The 18,331-nt window shown below is 43.2% G+C and carries 14 protein-coding genes and 2 tRNA genes; 12 read left to right on the top strand and 4 right to left on the bottom strand.

The features are described 5' to 3' along the window. Positions 1–1,164: 1,164 nt before the first annotated feature. The 7 genes from F461_RS0105310 (at position 1,165) to F461_RS0105280 (ending at position 9,261) form a co-directional block, all read left to right on the top strand. Positions 1,165–2,175, top strand: a complete 1,011-nt coding sequence (locus F461_RS0105310; protein ID WP_020000115.1) for a TRAP transporter substrate-binding protein — start codon at positions 1,165–1,167, stop codon at positions 2,173–2,175. 66 nt (positions 2,176–2,241) lie between these two features. Beyond that, the gene (locus tag F461_RS0105305; RefSeq protein WP_020000114.1) at positions 2,242–4,104 is read left to right on the top strand and encodes a TRAP transporter large permease; all 1,863 of its coding nucleotides are present in this window, start codon (positions 2,242–2,244) and stop codon (positions 4,102–4,104) included. A gap of 87 nt (positions 4,105–4,191) precedes the next feature. Next, positions 4,192–5,106: a (2S)-3-sulfopropanediol dehydratase activating enzyme gene (gene hpsH / locus F461_RS0105300; RefSeq protein ID WP_020000113.1), complete on the top strand. Its 915-nt coding sequence runs from the start codon at positions 4,192–4,194 to the stop codon at positions 5,104–5,106. Positions 5,107–5,218: 112 nt separating this feature from the next. Beyond that, the gene (locus tag F461_RS0105295) at positions 5,219–6,619 is read left to right on the top strand and encodes a sigma-54 interaction domain-containing protein (protein WP_020000112.1); all 1,401 of its coding nucleotides are present in this window, start codon (positions 5,219–5,221) and stop codon (positions 6,617–6,619) included. A gap of 25 nt (positions 6,620–6,644) precedes the next feature. Continuing rightward, a complete protein-coding gene (locus F461_RS0105290) occupies positions 6,645–7,382 on the top strand; it encodes a sulfite exporter TauE/SafE family protein (RefSeq protein WP_020000111.1) in 738 nt (245 codons plus the stop codon). 335 nt (positions 7,383–7,717) lie between these two features. Continuing rightward, on the top strand, positions 7,718–8,287 hold the full coding sequence (locus F461_RS18535) for a DUF4125 family protein (RefSeq protein ID WP_020000110.1): 570 nt from the start codon (positions 7,718–7,720) through the stop codon (positions 8,285–8,287). A 23-nt stretch (positions 8,288–8,310) separates the two neighbouring features. Beyond that, positions 8,311–9,261, top strand: coding sequence for a DUF4037 domain-containing protein (locus F461_RS0105280; protein ID WP_020000109.1), 951 nt, complete (start codon positions 8,311–8,313; stop codon positions 9,259–9,261). A 126-nt stretch (positions 9,262–9,387) separates the two neighbouring features. Here F461_RS0105280 and F461_RS17155 read toward each other — a convergent pair whose 3' ends face one another. After that, positions 9,388–9,999: a TetR/AcrR family transcriptional regulator gene (locus tag F461_RS17155; RefSeq protein ID WP_020000108.1), complete on the bottom strand. Its 612-nt coding sequence runs from the start codon at positions 9,997–9,999 to the stop codon at positions 9,388–9,390. Positions 10,000–10,517: 518 nt separating this feature from the next. Here F461_RS17155 and F461_RS0105270 point away from each other — a divergent pair. Both F461_RS0105270 and F461_RS0105265 read left to right on the top strand, forming a co-directional pair. Next, positions 10,518–10,592: transfer RNA gene (locus F461_RS0105270), tRNA-Gln, on the top strand. A 53-nt stretch (positions 10,593–10,645) separates the two neighbouring features. Continuing rightward, a tRNA-Glu gene (locus F461_RS0105265) sits at positions 10,646–10,723 on the top strand. Between the two features lie 596 nt (positions 10,724–11,319). Here the strand turns inward: F461_RS0105265 and F461_RS0105255 are convergent. From F461_RS0105255 to F461_RS0105245, 3 genes are read right to left on the bottom strand one after another with little or no spacing between them, the layout of a single operon-like run. Further along, positions 11,320–12,351, bottom strand: coding sequence for a type II secretion system minor pseudopilin (locus F461_RS0105255; protein WP_020000106.1), 1,032 nt, complete (start codon positions 12,349–12,351; stop codon positions 11,320–11,322). Further along, positions 12,351–13,031: a prepilin-type N-terminal cleavage/methylation domain-containing protein gene (locus tag F461_RS0105250; protein ID WP_020000105.1), complete on the bottom strand. Its 681-nt coding sequence runs from the start codon at positions 13,029–13,031 to the stop codon at positions 12,351–12,353. Before F461_RS0105250 ends, F461_RS0105255 begins: the two co-directional genes overlap by 1 nt. Further along, a complete protein-coding gene (locus F461_RS0105245; RefSeq protein WP_020000104.1) occupies positions 13,000–13,398 on the bottom strand; it encodes a prepilin-type N-terminal cleavage/methylation domain-containing protein in 399 nt (132 codons plus the stop codon). The genes F461_RS0105250 and F461_RS0105245 overlap by 32 nt, the downstream gene beginning before the upstream one ends. A 381-nt stretch (positions 13,399–13,779) precedes the next feature. Here F461_RS0105245 and F461_RS0105240 point away from each other — a divergent pair, with 381 nt between their 5' ends. From F461_RS0105240 to gspE, 3 genes are read left to right on the top strand one after another with little or no spacing between them, the layout of a single operon-like run. Beyond that, complete coding sequence (locus F461_RS0105240; RefSeq protein ID WP_020000103.1) at positions 13,780–14,610, top strand: type II secretion system protein N; 831 nt, start codon at positions 13,780–13,782, stop codon at positions 14,608–14,610. A 6-nt stretch (positions 14,611–14,616) separates the two neighbouring features. Beyond that, the gene (gene gspD, locus F461_RS0105235; RefSeq protein ID WP_143154807.1) at positions 14,617–16,572 is read left to right on the top strand and encodes a type II secretion system secretin GspD; all 1,956 of its coding nucleotides are present in this window, start codon (positions 14,617–14,619) and stop codon (positions 16,570–16,572) included. Between the two features lie 8 nt (positions 16,573–16,580). Next, entirely contained in the window at positions 16,581–18,266 is a 1,686-nt protein-coding gene (gspE, locus tag F461_RS0105230; protein WP_020000101.1) for a type II secretion system ATPase GspE, read from the top strand. The last annotated feature ends 65 nt before the right edge of the window (positions 18,267–18,331 follow it).

Here is an 18,331-nt window from a genome sequence, read left to right as displayed (position 1 = left end):
GATGGGGGGTGGTGAATGGTTCAATGAGTTCAAAAAAATTGAATTGCTACCTCAATCTTATTGAATAAAGCGGTGTTTGGGTTTTTTCCATGTGTGCTGTTTTTAGTTGTGTAAAATTATTTTATGCTACGTTTGCCATCTTGTGAAAAATGGCTCGTGAGGAATGGCTGGCAGGGAGGAGTGAAGAGGGAAAATGTGGTGAGGATGTGGAAGAATGGGTGCTTTGCTGCAACATATGACTAATTTTTATTATTTAATTCTTTAAAATTAGAATGTTGAGATGGTGTTGCAAATTTACGACACGGGTTCACGATTTGCATCGTTGCAGCAATTCAGTGTGGGGAGTTTGTTAACATCATGTAATGATACATCAGCCTTTGTTATCTCTTTATATTATGATACGAAGAAGTATTTTTTGTTTGGTCAACCGAACAGTTATAAGAAAGGTGAGTGGTTGTGTGAATTGAGCATGGGTATGTTCCAAAAAAAAGGAGGATATTGAGTTTGGAGTTACAGAATTGCTATGCATTGCGCTATTTGTGAAAAGAAGCGCAATTGTTATGTGTTAGTGTAGTAAGTGGGCTTGGGTATGGTTTGTTGTTCTTTTTTTTGATAAGATATTGTAAAAAAAACAGTAGGTTATATCTTTTTTTGCTTTATGTGGAGGGTAGGGGTGGAAGTGGTAGACGACCTTTTTTTGAGATGCAATAATGCAACCTATGGTGCGTTATTGCATCATTTCTTTTTTAAAGTTTAATATCCTAAGATAAAAGATAAAAAAATATAAAAGATGCAAATATGCAACTTAGCGTTGGCGTTTATGCAACTTTTTTGTGGCTTTTTTTTAAAAACAGGTGTTGCAGAACGGGTCGGTCAAATGGAAAGTCAGTGAAATTTATGGCGGCAGTAAACTTAATTTACAGTTAGACCTAGTAGGGGAGGGTATGATTTTAAAGTCATTATATTTAAGTGCATTAAGGGTTGTTAGTGTCTTTTTTTACAACTTCGATGTCGTTTAACTAAAGACTCTATGTTAGCAAAGCTTGAACTAAAAATCACAAATTAAAATAAAAAGTATACCTGTTGGCATTGGTATTGCTCTATGTATTACGGAACGTCTAACGGCTTTAGGATGTTCTGTTTTTTTAATTAATTGGAGGATATATGCGCTATTTAATTAAATCCTTTATGATGCTTTTCGTAGCTGCAGTTCTTGTTGTCGGTGCTACATCTATGGAAGCTCAGGCTCGTAAAATTACTCTTCGCCTTGGTCATCCAATGGCTCCAGGTAACAACGTTACCCTTGGTTATGAGAAATTTAAAGAGCTCGTAGAAGAACGCTCTAACGGCAAGATTCGCGTTCAACTCTACGGTAATGCGATCCTTGGCAGTGACCGTGTAACCATGGAATCTGCGCAGCGCGGTACTCTTGACCTCGCTTCCAGCTCTTCCCCGAATATGGCCAACTTCTCAAAAGCATTTATGGTTTTTGACCTTCCGTATGTAACCAGCCCTAAGTACCAGAAAAATCTTTACGCAGCTCTAGATAACGGAGAGCTCGGAAAGTACCTTGCGGCTGAACTCGAGAAGATCAATCTTAAGCCTATTATGTACAGTGAATACGGCTACCGTAACTTTGTTGCGACTAAGAAAGAGATCAAATCAGTGGCAGACCTTGCAAACATGAAAGTGCGTACCACTGCTTCTCCTGTAGAAGTAGCAGTAGCTTCCAAGCTTGGTATGAACCCAACCCCAATCGCTTGGGGCGAAGTTTACACAGCACTTCAGCAGGGAACAGTTGATGGTGAAGGTAATACTTTCTCCCTTCTCAACGATGCAAAACACACTGAAGTTCTTAAGTATGCAATGGATTCTGCTCACAATTACTCAATGCATATTCTTCTTATGAACAAGAAGACGTTCGAAGGTCTTACCCCAGAACTGCAGGAAGCAATTGTTTCTTCCGGTCGTGACGCTCTTGCTTATCAGCGTGGCATCACTGCTGACCTTGAAGCTAAAGCTGTTGACGCTTTCAAAGCTCAGGGTATCAAAATCCACAAACTCAGCGACGCTGAACGCGCTGAATTTGTAAAGCTTACCCGCCCTGTCTGGGACGAGTTTTCTAAAGAGATCCCAGCTGATCTTCTCAAGCTTGTTCAGGACACACAGAAGTAGTTCCGTTAAGGGGCAGGCTTCTTAGTCTGTCCCTTTTCATATAACGGTTCTGCACTAGGAGACACAATGACAACTCTTTCCCAGACCGCAGAAAAGAAGTCCTGGCTTACCTGGCTGGACGATAACTTTGAGAAACCGTTTCTTTTTACGGGGATGCTCAGCATCATTCTCATTATTACTTTTCAGACATTTTATAGATACATAGGAGCGTACTTTTCTTCCGACGCCAGCGCGGCAATTTGGACTGAGGAGCTCGCTCGTTTCATTTTTATCTGGATTTCATATCTCGCTATTCCAGTAGCAATTAAAAACCGTAACAATATTCGAGTTGATATCGTTTACGATCGCCTTCCGGTTCGTATTCAGCGAATTAGCTGGATTGTTGTAGACCTTTGCTTCCTTATCCTTGTTGCAGTTGTATTTTATATGGGGCTGAACCACCTTGAGATGCTTCTAGATTTTCCTCAGGTAGCACCAGCCACCAACATGAGTTATTTCATCCCGTACCTCATTCTTCCTGTCGGCTTTGCACTCATGGGGGTACGTCTGCTTCAGGATATGTACAAGCAAGCAAAAGAATGCGGTTTTCTGGATACTCTTATCGGATTTGCGTTCACAGCACTTGTCGCAGCTCCGGTACTTATTAGTGAAGATCTGAACACCCTTCCTGTGCTGTTCGGTTACTTCCTCCTTTTCCTCGTAATTGGTGTACCTATCTCCATTGGTTTAGGGCTTGCAGCTACTGCAACCATTTACGCAACCGGAACTCTGCCGATTGAGTATGTGGCACAGATTACATTCACATCCATCGACAGTTTCCCGATCATGGCTATCCCGTTCTTTATTGCAGCGGGCGTGTTTATGGGGGCCGGTGGTCTTTCCAAACGCCTTTTGAGCCTTGCTGATGAGATGCTCGGTTCTTTACACGGCGGTATGGCTCTAGCCACTATTGCCACTTGCATGTTCTTTGCTGCTATCTCCGGCTCCGGTCCTGCAACCGTAGCAGCGATCGGATCTTTGACCATTCCGGCGATGGTTGAGCGTGGATACGATAAGCTCTTTGCTGCTGCTATTGTCGCAGCATCTGGTGCTATTGGCGTTATGATCCCGCCATCTAACCCGTTTGTAGTATATGGTGTATCTGCACAGGTATCCATTGGTAAGCTTTTCATGGGCGGCATTGTTCCAGGTATTCTTACCGGCCTTGCGCTTATGACATATGCCTACATTTACTCTAGGAAACGTGGTTGGAAAGGCGAACAAAGAGAACGTAATGCATCTACGTTCATACATGCATTTTGGGATGCTAAGTGGGCGCTCATGGTTCCTGTAATTATCCTTGGTGGTATTTACGGTGGATTTATGACTCCTACCGAAGCTGCAGCACTTGCAGCGTTTTACGGTCTTATTGTTGGTGTGTTCGTGTACCGCGAACTTAACTTCAGCAACCTGATGCCAAGCTTCATGGAAGCTTGTTCTACGTCAGCGATCGTAATCGTGCTTATGGCGATGGCTACCATTTTCGGTAACATCATGACCATTGAGCAGGTGCCTACAACAATCGCAAATGCGATGATGAGTCTCACCAGTAACAAGCTGATGATTTTGTTCCTCATCAACATTCTTCTCCTGATTGTTGGCACCTTTATGGAAGCTCTTGCAGCTATCGTTATTCTTACTCCAATTCTTCTCCCTATTGTGATGAAAGTTGGCGTAGATCCTGTCCACTTCGGTATTGTAATGGTAGTTAACCTTGCTGTCGGCTTTGTAACTCCGCCTGTTGGCGTAAACCTCTTCGTTGCAAGTGGTGTTGCAGACGCTAAAATTGAAAAGCTTTCCAAAGTGGCAATGCCGCTTGTAGGGCTTATGATAGCGGTTCTTTTACTGATTACTTACTTCCCGGCAATTCCTCTACTTTTTGTAGATTAACTTAAGAAAAAACGGACGTCTGTTCACCTATACGGGCGTCCGTTTTCCCTAATCAGAAAAAACTGCTTAACTTACAGGATTACTGCAATGACTCAAAAAGAAATTTTAAACACAACTGGTCAAGTCTTCAATATTCAGAAATACTCCGTGCATGACGGGCCGGGAATTCGTACCGTTGTTTTTCTGAAAGGCTGTCCTCTTTCGTGTAAGTGGTGCAGTAACCCAGAATCTCAGTCTTTTAAACCTCAGCTTGCTTACAACCCGGGTAAGTGTTTGACTCTTTCAAAATGTCTGCGTTGTGCAGAGGTTTGTACTGCCGGTTCTCTCACTCAGGGAAAAGACGATAAAATCGCTGTATACTGGAATACCTGTACAAACTGCATGGCGTGCGCCGAGGCGTGTCCTGCTGGTGCACTGATTAGCTACGGCAAAGAGATGACTGTGAAAGAAGCCATCGATTCCGTAGAAAAAGACGCAATGTTTTATGCACGTTCCGGAGGCGGCCTTACACTTGGTGGTGGAGAGCCGTTTGCTCAGCCTACGTTTGCTATTGCCTTGCTTAAAGAAGCAAAACGTCGCTACATTAAAACTGCAGTAGAAACCTGTGGTCATGTTCAGACAGAAACTCTTGTTGAAGCAGGTAAATATCTGAACTACGTGATGATGGATATTAAGAGCATGGATCCGCAAAAGCACAAAGAATTTTGTGGTGTAAACAACGAACTTATTCTGAAGAACATTAAAGCACTGCGCGAAGCTCATCCAAAACTTACAATTCGCGTCCGTACTCCGGTAATTCCGGGCTTTAACGACACGCCTGAAGATATTCAGGCTATTGTTGATTACATCAAAGACCTTGGCGTAGAATACGAATTGCTCGCATATCACCGCCTTGGTACTCAGAAGTACACTAACCTTGGTCGTGAGTACCCAATGGGCGATGTATCTCTTGATAACGAAGTATTCCTTCCGCTTGTGGAAATCGCAAAACAAGTCGGTTAACATTCGAGTAAAACGAAAGTACCTTCGGCTTCGGGGGAAACCTGTCTTACAGTAACTGTCTGTGCAGGCTGCGAAAGCAGCCTGCACAGACAGTATTCAGGGAGAAGGGGTTATGGTGGATAATACCTATTTAGATAAAATTGGAGCTTCAGTCCGGCACATCTTTGAAGTACTGGATGATGGCATCTATATTACGGATAAGGACGGCAAAACGCTGTTTGTAAACTCCATGTATGAGCGCCTTACCGGTCTTACTGAGGGCGAATTACGTGGTAAGGATGTCCGGTATCTAAAAGACAGCGGCATTTTTGATGCTGTTCTTAACCCTGAAATTGTAAAAACAGGTAAACCTGCGACTGTTGTTCAGCAGCTAAAGACCGGTAAGAGACTTGTTTTGCGAGGCTTTCCTGTTTTTGATGACGACGGTGATCTTGTACTCGTTGTTACTCTCGCGCGTGACATTACGCTCATCGGGCAAATGCGTAAGCAGATAGCCCAGCAAAAAGAACAAATTTCTCTGTTTTCCAGAAAACTCGCACACCTGACATCTCAGGATTCTACGGATCATAATCCTGACAATATGTTTTTTGATTCTCAGGTGCAGAAGCTTGTGGCCCTTATTAAGCGCATTGCAGAAACTGACGCCACCATGCTTCTGCTTGGTGAAACTGGTGTTGGTAAGGACTGGTTTGCGCGTCTGGCTCATGACAGCAGTCCACGCAGGGACGAAATGTTCCTGAAGGTTGACTGTGGCAGTATCTCTGAAAATCTTATTGAATCTGAACTGTTCGGGTATGCGCCTGGAGCATTCACTGGTGCTACTTCTAAGGGCAAGCCTGGTCATTTTGAAATGGCTAACCGCGGAACGGTTTTTCTTGATGAAATCGGTGAACTTCCGCTTTCCATGCAGGCTAAGTTATTACGCGTCCTGCAAGACCAGGAAGTTGTGCGCGTTGGTGCATCCGTAGCTAAAAAAGTTGATGTGCGCATTATCGCTGCAACAAACCGTAATTTGGAAGAAGAAGTACGCAAGGGCAATTTTCGAAGTGACTTATTCTACCGCTTGCGTGTAGCAGTTGTTGAGATTCCACCGCTTCGTGAGCGTACTGAAATGATCCCCGGTCTTGTTGAACATTTTCTTTCTATCTACGGTGAAAAATACAAGAAAGACATCATTTGTGCCCGTGATGCAATGCAACTGCTGCTTAAATACCGCTGGCCGGGCAATATCCGTGAGCTAGAGAATCTTGTTCAGAGCCTTGTTGTAACGTTGGAACACTCTGAAATTACAGCAAATGACCTGCCGCCTTCCATTAACTCCCGCCACCCGATGGATTGTCTGCCAAACGTTGAGCTTGATGCAAAAGACGACGGAAAGTCGTTGAAAGAAATTATGGCAGATCTGGAGCGCCGTGTTATTCAACAGGCTCTTGATACGTATGGCTCTGTGAATAAAGCCTCAGAAGTGCTGAAAGTAAACAGAACTACTATTTTCCGTAAGATGAAGCAGTAGCTCTGGTTCGTCGAAAAATTACACAATGGAACACTTACTATTTATTGCGATGGGATGGTTTGTCGGCGGCTTTGTAAATGGTCTAGCCGGCTTTGGCGCTGCCATGGTTGCCATGCCAATCATCAGCTACGTAATGGACGTATCACTACTCGTACCCAGTGCAACAATGATTGTGCTAACGTTGAACTGCCATGCAGGGTGGATTTATCGCAAGCATATTGAGTGGCGGTATACAAAGACGTTGCTTCTGGGAGCTATTCCCGGTGTTGTATTAAGCGCGTATGCCTTACAGTTTGCACCGGAGCTGCTGCTCAGGTTTGGCATGGGGGCATTTGTTGCTTTTTATGCTGTCTGGAGTTTGTTTTTTGAAAAGAAAGAAGGGCGGGTGATAAATCCTGCGTGGGGCTACGTTGCCGGTGTTATGTCGAGCTCTCTAGGGATGGCATTCAGCTTTAATGGCCCGCCGCTTGCAGTGTATACCGCATACTGTGGCTGTCCCAAAAATGCTGTAAAGGCGATTCTCAGTGCGGGGTTTATTTTAACCGGCGTGCTTATCGTTTCTACACAGGTCGTAATCGGTAATATTGATATATACGCGCTTACTTTGTACGCAGTATCTGTTCCAGCTGTTGTCTGCGGAAGCAAGCTGGGGATTTATCTTTCAGGATTTATTTCAGAAGCATCATACCGAAAATTTTTCTTTGTGTTGATGGCAGTTCTTGGATTGAAGATTGCTGGAAACGCACTGCAGTTTTTATTATAAGTTGGTTCGCTGCAAGGCTATTTATATTTTTTTTACAAAGTGTTTTTTGAACGTATACATTGAGTGGCCAATTTATAATAGCCTATGAGGCATGTTTTCATGTCACACATCACTCCCGTTTGATTGAGCCGGTTCTGTTGCTTTCTAGTATGCTAAGCAACGGAATCGGCTCGTGTTTTTTTATCCTGTTATGTTGGTTTGTAAAGAAGCAGAAAATCCCAGTATTCTCTTTACAGGGGGTCAGGTACCACCAAGATTGTTGGTGGATATCCCTGATAGTGGTTGGGATGCTTTTTAAAAGAATTATTCCTTAAATTTTCGGAAGGTATTGTTGCATGGAAACCAATCATAATCGTGAAGAATTGATTCATGATGTAATTGAACGCGAGCTGGCTATGTTTCTTAATACTAAAAATATGGGTGGCACAGCTTCCTGTCAGGAAAATCCTGATATGTTCCGTCGGTGGCGGTGGATGATTTTTTCTGTATTGTCAGATGAATATATTGGATCGTACAATGATGATCTTATTGAAGCTGAACGCGTCGGGCGTAACTTTATGACTGAGAAATATGCCCGTATGGATGATCTTATTCCGTGTGTTTCTCCCAACATGGATAAAGTCCGGAAGATAACTGCAACAGAGCGTGTATGGATGCAGGAGTTGCTTCAGGAATTTCCTTTGTTATTCCCTCAATCTCTTGCTCGATTTGATATGTATTTCCCTGCAGAAATGGAGACGTTGTCCGAGCGCAGTCTTGATTTATATCAGGCGTGTGTGGATAGCGCTCTAAGCCGTGGTGAGAACTTGGCTCGTAAACGTTACTCTAATTTTTATGCTCGAATGGGATTAGGTACGCTTGAAGAGTTAGAAGCTCGCAGACGTGAAAAACTTCATCAGAGTTAGCGTGTAGAAAAGAAGGTGGATCCATGCAAGGGTTAACGTTATCACGAGAATTTTATCACGAGATTGTGGCTCCGATGCTGCAACTCGAGTTGCCGGACTATATCAATCAGCTCGCTATTGGTCTTGTCGGTGAAGGGTCTGAATGTTTTGGGTTTGATGATGAATTTTCGCAAGATCATGATTGGGGAGCTGGACTTTGTGTATGGGCTTCGGAGTCAATAGCTGCTCAAGTTGAACCTCTTTTGGAGTCTGTTTTTGCAAGACTGCCTTCAAAATTTAAGGGGTGTCCGGTGCGGATGGCTCCACCGTTGCGAAATGGACGCGTAGGACTGTTCACTACTGAAGGATTTTTCAAACGCTTTATTAACAGCGGGCAACCTCTCTCGACTTGGCAGCAATGGTATACAGTGCCTGAGCATTTTTTAGCTGTCGCAACAAACGGTGAGGTGTTTGCTGATCCATGTGGGGAATTCACCGCATTCCGTAATGCTCTGCTTGAATTTTACCCTGACGATGTCATGAAGAAAAAACTTGCGGCTCGTTTGGCTGTTATGGCGCAGAGTGGACAGTATAATGCACTACGTATGCTTAAGCGTAACGATGCCGCAGCGTTACTTGCTGTATCGCGTTTTGTAGAATCCACAATAGCTGCATTATACTTGATGCATGGTAAATACATGCCGTTTTACAAGTGGGCATTTCGCGGAATGAATGATCTTCCTGACGGGGAATCCATTGCTGCAAAACTCAATGGTGTATTGTCACTGGATATTACACAGGGTGCAGATGTACTTAGTACAGCTGAAGCAGCAATAGAAGCTGTCTGTGTGGAAATAGTAGCATTATTACAGAGAAAAGGATTGAGTCGTAGCAAAGAGATTTGGCTTATGACACAGGCTGAGGTGATTCAGAGACAGATCGAGAATCCTCAGATTAGGAATTTGCCAGTACTGCATGGAGTACAATGCAGCTAGTTTTTATGCAGATTAGAAGTCAGCATATTGAATATGAAAAAGGGCAGCCCTAGGAATGTGGGCAGCCCTTTTTTTATAATGGTAGCGCAGTGTTAGTTGTAACCACTGCAAAGATTTAGCAACAGCTTATTTTTTACCCGTTGCGACTATTCTTAGGAAGTGACGTGGAATTTCTTGCAACATTACTTTTGCCCGGTCTTCACCGATGTGGAACGGTGTACGACCTGAAATATAGAGGCTAAGTAAACCGTGAATCTGTGACCATGACATAAACATAGCTTCATCAACAGAACATCCAGCAAAATGACCGGCTTTAATGGCTTGTTCAACAGCATTTCTGACCATGCCGAGTACAGCTTCATAGCCTTTTACCGGTACAGTGCCGTCCTCAGAAATTTGAATAGGCATGTGGAACATAAGGTCGTAATATTCCCAGTAATCAACGCCAAACCCGCTGTATTCAACAGCAAGATCGGTAAGGTACTTGATAGGATCGGGATCGACCTCAAGTCTTGACATTCGGTTCAGAAGAATTTGGTAGCCTTCAGTCCGAAGCTGATCCAGTAATTCTTCTTTGTTTTTTACGTAGCGGTAAATGAGTGCCGGACTGTAATTTACTTTTGCAGCAATGCGTCGCATGGATACATTGCTGACGCCTTCTTTAGAGAATAACTCCCGTGCTGCATCAAGAATGAGACGGCGTTTTTCTGTTTGTTCCGGTGTCCAATCTTTCTTCATTCAAACTCCCTTTGCAGGTGTACGGTGCTTATCTATGAAATGTACCCGCTACTTCGACTTCCCCTCGTCATGTTAAAGCAACGGCTCAGCTAACATTATATAATGTATTGCATTCCGTGGTGTACAATTTCATACCGTATCTAGTTACTATATATAGCAAACAGCAGCTTACGTAAACGTTCTTTCTATAGAACATGAGGTATTATGGAGAGTGGGAAGTTGTTCGCGTAATGATTGCGGGATGTTAAGAAAGGGGATTTCGGTAATGCCGGAACGTGTTGCCCCGTTGGGTTAGCGCTTTGCAGGTGCTTTGGCGGTAAACAGAAAGTGATTGTTGATGCAGGTTGTATTCCCTGTTCGGTGACAGGCTATAAATCGCAAAAATGAGCGAGTTAAGATTGAAAATACGTACGGTGGATTCTGTAGAAGCGTAATGCAAGAAGAGGATAACGATCAGAAAAAAATAATTTCTGTATTGACAAGGTGAAGCAATTTCCATAAAAACACCTCTCACTTGCTGGGCTATCGTTCAATTGGCAGGACGACGGGTTCTGGCTCCGTTAATCAAGGTTCAAGTCCTTGTAGCCCAGCCAATTTTTTCTTAACATTGCACTTTGCTTCGTTAGAAAAATGCAAGTTTTCAAGCGTCCCCATCGTCTAGCCTGGCCCAGGACACCTGCCTTTCACGCAGGCGACAGGGGTTCAAATCCCCTTGGGGACGCCAAAGCAATTTAAGCTCTTACACGAAAGTGTAAGAGCTTTTTTGTTTTTCAGCCGACAAGGTGTAAGCTTGTTCATTCTGGACACTTTTGCATCATCAAGAAATTCAGAGAGCGCAACGATAGGAACGTTACCTTACAAACAATTTGGTACATACCCTTGAGCTAACTTCACCTAACACCTACTCTGTGTAGTAAGTAGAACGAAGGGGGCTGTTATGCGGTATCTGGTATTCTGTTTGTTGCTTTTTTGTTGTGCCTGCTCTCAGTGGGGTGTTTTGGTAGAACAACCAATACCTGCTCCGAGAGTTATAGCTGCGTATACGTTAAGTGACTTCAACATGTGCTTTAGGTTGCTTAACCAGCATGATGTAATGTCATTGAACCGAATGATCTGTGAAGGTCGATGTTTAATAATAGCAGCTAGAGCTTTTGAGCCCACAATTATCCCCACTGAAGAACAAAACTATATATATGGCATTATTTACCCTCAGGAAGAGTATGTGTTTGTAAACAAACATGCGATCACGGCTTCACCAACGAGGGTTTTAGGTAAATAACAATTAAGGAGCCATTCGTTCTGGCTGTTTTTTTGGATCTGTTATTCCCCATAACTTCCCAACAGGGTGATTTTTTTAATCGTCCGGCGTAGGATAATCACTTCCCGCTTGTGGGCACTTCCAATTTGAGCCGTGAGATTGACGCGGAATGTGTTAGTTTTAAAACTTAAGATTTCATTTGGAATATCTTTTTCCTGAATACCGCAGAGCTTGGCCGTGTTGAGGTACCATGCGGTTTCAAAGTTGTTGGCAGGATCGTTACGATAGGCAGTAGCTTGGGCCAGAAATTCTTCCTCATGTTCATCACTGGACGGGGTGGCGTAAACTAACGCATCGCATGCTGTATTCATATTAATAGGTCCTCTTCCCCAAACAGTTATGAGATCACGAAGGCCTTTTATTGCGTCAGTGCCGTAGTAGAGTTTTTCAAGGTCGCCTTTTTGGGCATTCGGCCAGTATAACAACAGAATTTCACTAGGAGAGCGGAACGGCTTTTTGGTTCTGGTATATGCTGTTTCTTGAGCCAGATACCATGTGTCGTCTTCTGAGGCTCTGGCAAGTTCTTCACCCTGCCATATACGGATGGAAGTCATAAGATCTTCCGGCGTGCCTGATGTGATATCCAGATCAGTGCAAAGTGTTTTTAGCATGCGCAGAAAAATAGCTTGGTACTGTTCAGTCTGTTGCTTTGTATTCTGATCAAGCAGCGCAAGCTTGTTAATAGGAAAGAGAGCATTTTCGTCTGTAATTTCTCCAGACAGTGATCCGCTGACAAGTTCTTTTGAGATTTCCTTTAGTTCGGAATCAAAAGATCCCCATGCTTCAAAGTTATAGTCGCCACTGCTTTCTTTCAAATCGGTGATCAAAATTTCTTTTGCCAGTAGCCGGCCGGAATCACACAATGCATTTCCAGCAATAGATGATTTAACAACGGCAGAGCTTGTGTGGTCTATAAGTGTTTCCTTGGATAGTTCCATGGCAAGAAAAGAAAGAATTACAAGTACAAGCAGGATAATAATGATAATTGCACCCTGTTCTTTATTACAGGCAGGGGGTGTGGCGGTTGATCGCATTATTTATTCTCTTCCTGTGGTAGTGGCACCGTGAGTTTGTATTGGTACTTTTCGTCTTTGTTGCCCAGAACAAGGTTGACTCGTATGGCTGTTGGAAGAATGTTTTTTTCTACACCCCAATCTTTAATAAATTCATTGTATTCGCTGTCATAATATTCAAAAGAGCATTTGATGATGTCTTCAAGTAATGGATATTTCAGGTCAGTGAAATCTCCCGTGACAGTGGGGTTGGAGTGCTCTGTTCTGATAAGTGTGTAGAGATCATTATCTTGTTCCTTCAGAATATAGGTAACATATTGCAGTGTACGAACATGATCATTTGCATGGAAGGCGAGTGAAGAAGTCGTGGCAAACCCAAGCAGGTTACGCTCAGCAAAACCTTCGCTTTCAAGCGTTGCATCAAATTGCAACCCGTCAGTCTTCATATCTGGAAGCATATACCGCAAATCGTCTTCAACGATGCTCAAAACAGTTCTGCCAGCCTGATCGTAGACCATGCGTTTTCTCGCATGTTGTGATGCGTCCAGTACATTGCTGAAGAGTGCAAAAAGAGTTGTAATGATGGTTGCCATTAACGTCATGGCAATGAGCAGCTCAAGCAAGGTAAAACCTGCTTGTCTGTCAGAACGATGCACCTGAGTTGCTGCCCTATTCTTTGAAAAGCTTTTCAATGGTAACATAGCAGTTTTCTTTTTTCCCCACTGAGACAGTCAAGAGCAATCTATAAATGTTTGTTTTGTTCGTGGCATGTGCGGATGCTTGCCATTCAAATCCCGGGTGTTCCGATCCAAAATCACCATATTTTGAAGTGGTTGCAGAGAAGCCATCTTGTTCTAGTTCGAAGAGTTTTTCCCGTGCAAGGATGATTGCAGTGTCCTGCCAGCGCGTTTGGGCAAGATTGTCCTGATTCTGTGTGGTCAGGGTAATGGTCATCATGACAGCGACCCCTAAGAGTACCAAGGCGACCAGAACTTCGACGATAGTGAAGCCGGCATTGCCATGGTGACGTTTTTTTTGGGGAGGTGTTTCAGGGCGGATGCGATGCATCTAATTCTCTTTTTTTTAATGGGGTCAAGTTACTTTTCTGAGCTTACCCATTCAGCATTTTAATAATGTGTGTAAGAGTGAGAAATTTTCTTTCGAGAAGCATTCTGAATTTATGGGGGGATCATTTCTGACCGTGTATAGTAAAGCTGAAATTCGGTTGTTGAGTTTGCTGCCTCCGTTCGCTAAGTCGATGCAGCAAGGGGGGCTAGAGAGTTATATTGAATTATATTTAAAAAGGCTGTATTTTTATTAGGTTGTTTGCATTTTCAATTTCTTGCCGTGCTGTCATAAGAATTTCCTAAATCGTTTGATACGATTTGCAATGCAAGACTCCGTAGTTATTACTTGGAATTTTTACATTTTTCAATTGATGAGAGCTAAATGTCAGGCGTTTCTTTAGATAAGATAAAAATTTTCATTGAATTAGGGGTCATTATAGTAAGCTCATATTTTATGGCCAATGCCTGTTTTGCACTTTTTTTTGCTGAGCAGAGTGTGCCGACAAAGTATGCGCCACGTAATGTTACTTCTACTGCAATTTCAGAGAGGCGGGCCGCATTAAGTTCTTTTGAGCTTATTGAGCAACGAAATCTTTTAAAAGTAAAAAATGTTCCTCCAGCTCCTGAACGAAATAATTCCGTGAATAGTATTACTCAGCAGGCTCTTTCGGTTAGTCAGCGTGGGTTTTATTTGCTTGGAACAATATGCGCAGAAACACCTTCTAAAAGTTGGGCAATTGTTTTGTATAAAAACAAACAATCTCTGTACAGGTATGGTTCAACAATTGGTGGTTGGAAAATCACCGATGTAAAGAGGCGCGAGATTATTTTGCAGCGGGGAAAGGTAAAAGAACGTCTTTTGATAGATGCTAAGTCTACAAAGAACATAACAGGCAACCCTAAGGAGCTTATTGTTGCTAGAAGCTATGTTAAAAATAAATTGAAAGACGTAAGTAAGGTTGCAAGCAGTGTTCGAATTGTTCCGCAGACAAGAGGAAAAACAAGGGGACTGTATGTTCAATCACTACAAACACAAAGTTTTTTGTATGACATGGGATTACGTAAAGGTGATTTGCTAATAAAAGCCAATGGAACCCCTTTAACATCCTTTGGTGATGCAGCTTCGTTGATGTCTATGCTAGAAAAAAATGATGTTTCCCTGAATATTATTCGGAACGGAAAAAGCCAAACCCTGACATTCAGGCTGAAGTAAAAAACGATGATAACAAATAAGATGGTACGAATTGTTGGTGTGATTTTGGTTGCCTGTATTCTTTCTTTTACAACAGTCTGTTCCTGTCGTGCGTCGCAGAATGCATATATCAGTATGGATTTCAAGAAAGTGGACATTCATGTTCTGATCAAATTTATTAGTGAACTGACCGGAAAGAATTTCATTGTAGACAATCGTGTGGGCGGTAGGGTTACAATTTATTCTCCGTCAAAAGTAAGCATGGAAGAAGCATACCGGGTGTTTGAATCGGTGCTGCAGGTGAATAACTTTGCCATTGTCCCAAGTGGAAAAGCTTTTAAAATTCTTCCGCTTGCTGTGGGGCGCAGCGAAGGTGTGCCAACTATTACCTCGGGATCTTCCTTAAGAAAGTATAAGCCCGCAGGTGATGAACTGGTCACTCTGCTGATTTCCTTGAAGCATTCCAGTGCGTTGGAGCTTGGGAAAGTCCTTCCTAAACTTGTGGGTAACAATGGGCTTGTTACTGTATATCCTCCAACAAATTCACTGATTATTACTGCGCCATATGCTCGAATTCAAGAGGCTCGCAAGGTCATTGATGAGATAGATAAGTCACAGTACGCACCTCAGTTCAGACAGTTCCCATTGAAATATGGTGATTCAAAAAGCGTCGCGGAAAACTTGAGTAATATCCTGACGACAACAGTTAAGGAACAGGAAAAATTTGGCAAAAAGGCTATGGCGCTTGTGCAGGCGGATGAACGCACGAATCTCGTATTGGTACTTGCTGATCCAGAAACGATGCTGACTGTGAAAACTATGATAAAGACTTTGGATATCCCGACTCCGGCAGGCAAGGGGGATATTCATTTCATTTCGCTGGAAAATGCGAAAGCAGAAGATGTTGCTAAGGTTGTGAATACGTTAGTTGAACGTCAGGGAAAGACTAAGGAAGAAAAAGTTCTTTCCCGTGAGGTTAAAATTGTAGCAGACAAGGCTACAAACAGCCTCGTGATTATTGCCCGTCCGGATGATTTTACAATTCTCCAGAAGACTATAAAAAAATTAGATGTTGAACGGAAACAGGTGTTCATTGAAGCTCTTCTTATGGAAGCCTCCAGTGATTCGAACTTTTCTTTCGGCGTGAACTGGGCTGGTGGGCAAGAAGCCGGCAAAGTCTATTTATTTGGGTCGTCCAATCAAGGTGGTGGGACTGTTACTTTGCCGTCATCAAGCGGATCTGGTTTTCCTTCTTTTCCTGCTGGTGGCTCTGTTGGAGCTATTATTGAAAATGCCTTTTCTATCGGTGGAACAGAATACAGTATCCAGTCCATTTTAAGTGCTGTTAAAGGCGACAACGATTACTCTATTCTGGCGACACCACAGCTGCTGACCCTTGATAACGAGGAAGCTCATGTTGCAGTTGTTGATAACGTTCCGTTTGTTAAAGAGACAGTTGTTACTACTGCAACCAGTATCAATACTCAAAGTGTTGATTACAAGGATGTTGGTGTTAAGCTAAAAATTACTCCACGCATCGGGCAGAACCAGACTCTGCAACTTGAAATTTCACAGGAAGTAAGCCGTGTTCTTAATTCGCTTGTATCTGTGGGGGATGGCCAGAGCCTTGTCGCACCAACAACCCGTAAGCGTGAAGTAGAGACCACTATTCGCATGAAGGATGGCCAAACCGCTGTGATAGCAGGTCTGTTGAGCGAAGATGGTACTAAAAACAATAGTTCTACTCCGGGATTAGGTGATATCCCTTTGTTTGGCTGGTTGTTTAAGCAGAAGAAGAAAAGTAATGCAAAGAGCAACTTATATATTTTTATTACACCGCACATCATTAACAGTTTTGATGAAGCCGCAAAACTTGCTAAGGAAAAACGTCTTAGTGTTCATGTCACGCGGGTGGGCAGAGATGGTTTGGGACTGCCTATAATGAGTGAACCTCAAGTGTTACTTCCTGTGCTTATTCAGTAGAGTTATATATGAGAACGCTAGAACATGCTCTTGTGGAAAGACATTTGGTTACAGCAGACGATATTGTTTGGTTGCAGCAGGAGGCTTCTGAGCAGGGAAAAACTTTTGAGCAGATTGTAATAGAGAATGAAATTCTCACAGAAATTCAGTTTAAAAATGCGCAGGCTGAGTTCTATGGGTTGAATATCTTGGCAACTATTCCTGAACAGATGATTGATACGGAGCTTATCTGCCGCTTCTCGATCACCTATTTAAAAAAGCATCAGGTTGTTCCGCTCAGAGGTGATACCGGTGTTCTTGTTGGAATGGCTGATCCGTATTCTTTAACCGCTTTAAATGATTTTTCTTTATTCCTTGGTTGCGTTCCCTCTCCTGTGCTTCTACCCCGGGATGTGATTACTGTTTTAATCAACCGCGCCTTTGGTGATTCTCAAGAAGATGCAAATGTAAGCGATGTGTTGGGTGATGCAACCGAGTTAGGGCTTGATGAAATTGATGATGATGCACTGAATGATCTGCTTGATGATACGAGTGATGCGCCATTGGTTAAGCTGGTCAACATGGTGCTCTCACAAGCCGTTCGTGCAGGGGCAAGTGATGTGCACATCGAACCGTGTAAGGATTCGTTACGTGTACGTTTTCGTCTGGATGGTGTCCTGTACAACAAACATCGTTTTGATAAGCGGTTTAGCGCCGCTATTGTTTCGAGAATTAAGATTCTTGCGAAACTCAATATTGCGGAAAAACGTCTGCCGCAGGATGGTCGTATTGCGTTGATTCTCGGTGGCCGTGAAGTTGATTTGCGTGTCTCTACTCTGCCTACATCCCATGGAGAACGAGTGGTAATGCGCTTGTTGGAAAAAACTTCCAAAGTATTGAGCTTGACCGAGTTAGGGCTTGGCTCCGACGACCTTGAGATTATGAAAAAGGTCACTCGTATTTCTCATGGTATTATTCTTGTTACAGGGCCTACAGGTAGTGGTAAGACCACATCCCTTTACGCGGCGTTGAGTGATATCAACTCACCAGACAAGAATATTATGACTATTGAAGATCCGGTTGAATATCAGCTCGACGGGGTTGGTCAGATTCAGGTGAATCACAAAACGGGGCTTACTTTTGCGGAAGGCTTACGTTCTATTGTACGTCAGGACCCTGATGTCATACTTATTGGTGAGATTCGAGACAAAGAGACTGCGGATATTGCTATTCAGTCGGCACTTACCGGTCACTTAGTATTTTCAACATTGCATACAAATGATGCAGCCAGTGCTGTCACCCGTCTTATCGATATGGGTGTTGAGCCTTTTTTGCTTTCTTCCGTATTGCGTGTGGTCGTTGCTCAACGCCTTGTGCGTATTTTGTGTCCACATTGTAAAGAAGCCTACACCGCTGCAGCTGATGGTGTTGTGGAGTGTGGAGTAATGGCCAGTCAGATGGAGAGTCAAACTTTGTATCGTGCAAAAGGGTGCCCGCACTGCATGGATACAGGGTACAAGGGACGTCAGGCTGTATATGAAATTATGCAGGTGAATGACCCGATTAAAAGTATGATTTTACGGAACGCAGACTCAAACGAAATCCGTCGTGAATCTATTGCAGGTGGTATGCGGACTTTGAAGGGGGATGGTTGTTTGAAAGTGTTGAATGGGGTTACTTCTATCGCGGAAGTGCTGCGAGTTTCCAATTTATAAAATGTGTTGAGACTATATGCAGTTTTTATCCGGCATAACTACTTTTTTTTCTTTGAGGCTCGATT

It is taken from the genome of Halodesulfovibrio aestuarii DSM 17919 = ATCC 29578 (assembly GCF_000384815.1).
Classification (GTDB): domain Bacteria; phylum Desulfobacterota; class Desulfovibrionia; order Desulfovibrionales; family Desulfovibrionaceae; genus Halodesulfovibrio; species Halodesulfovibrio aestuarii.
The sequence above is the reverse complement of the archived record's forward strand: the minus strand, read 5'-3'. Positions and strand labels throughout refer to the sequence as shown.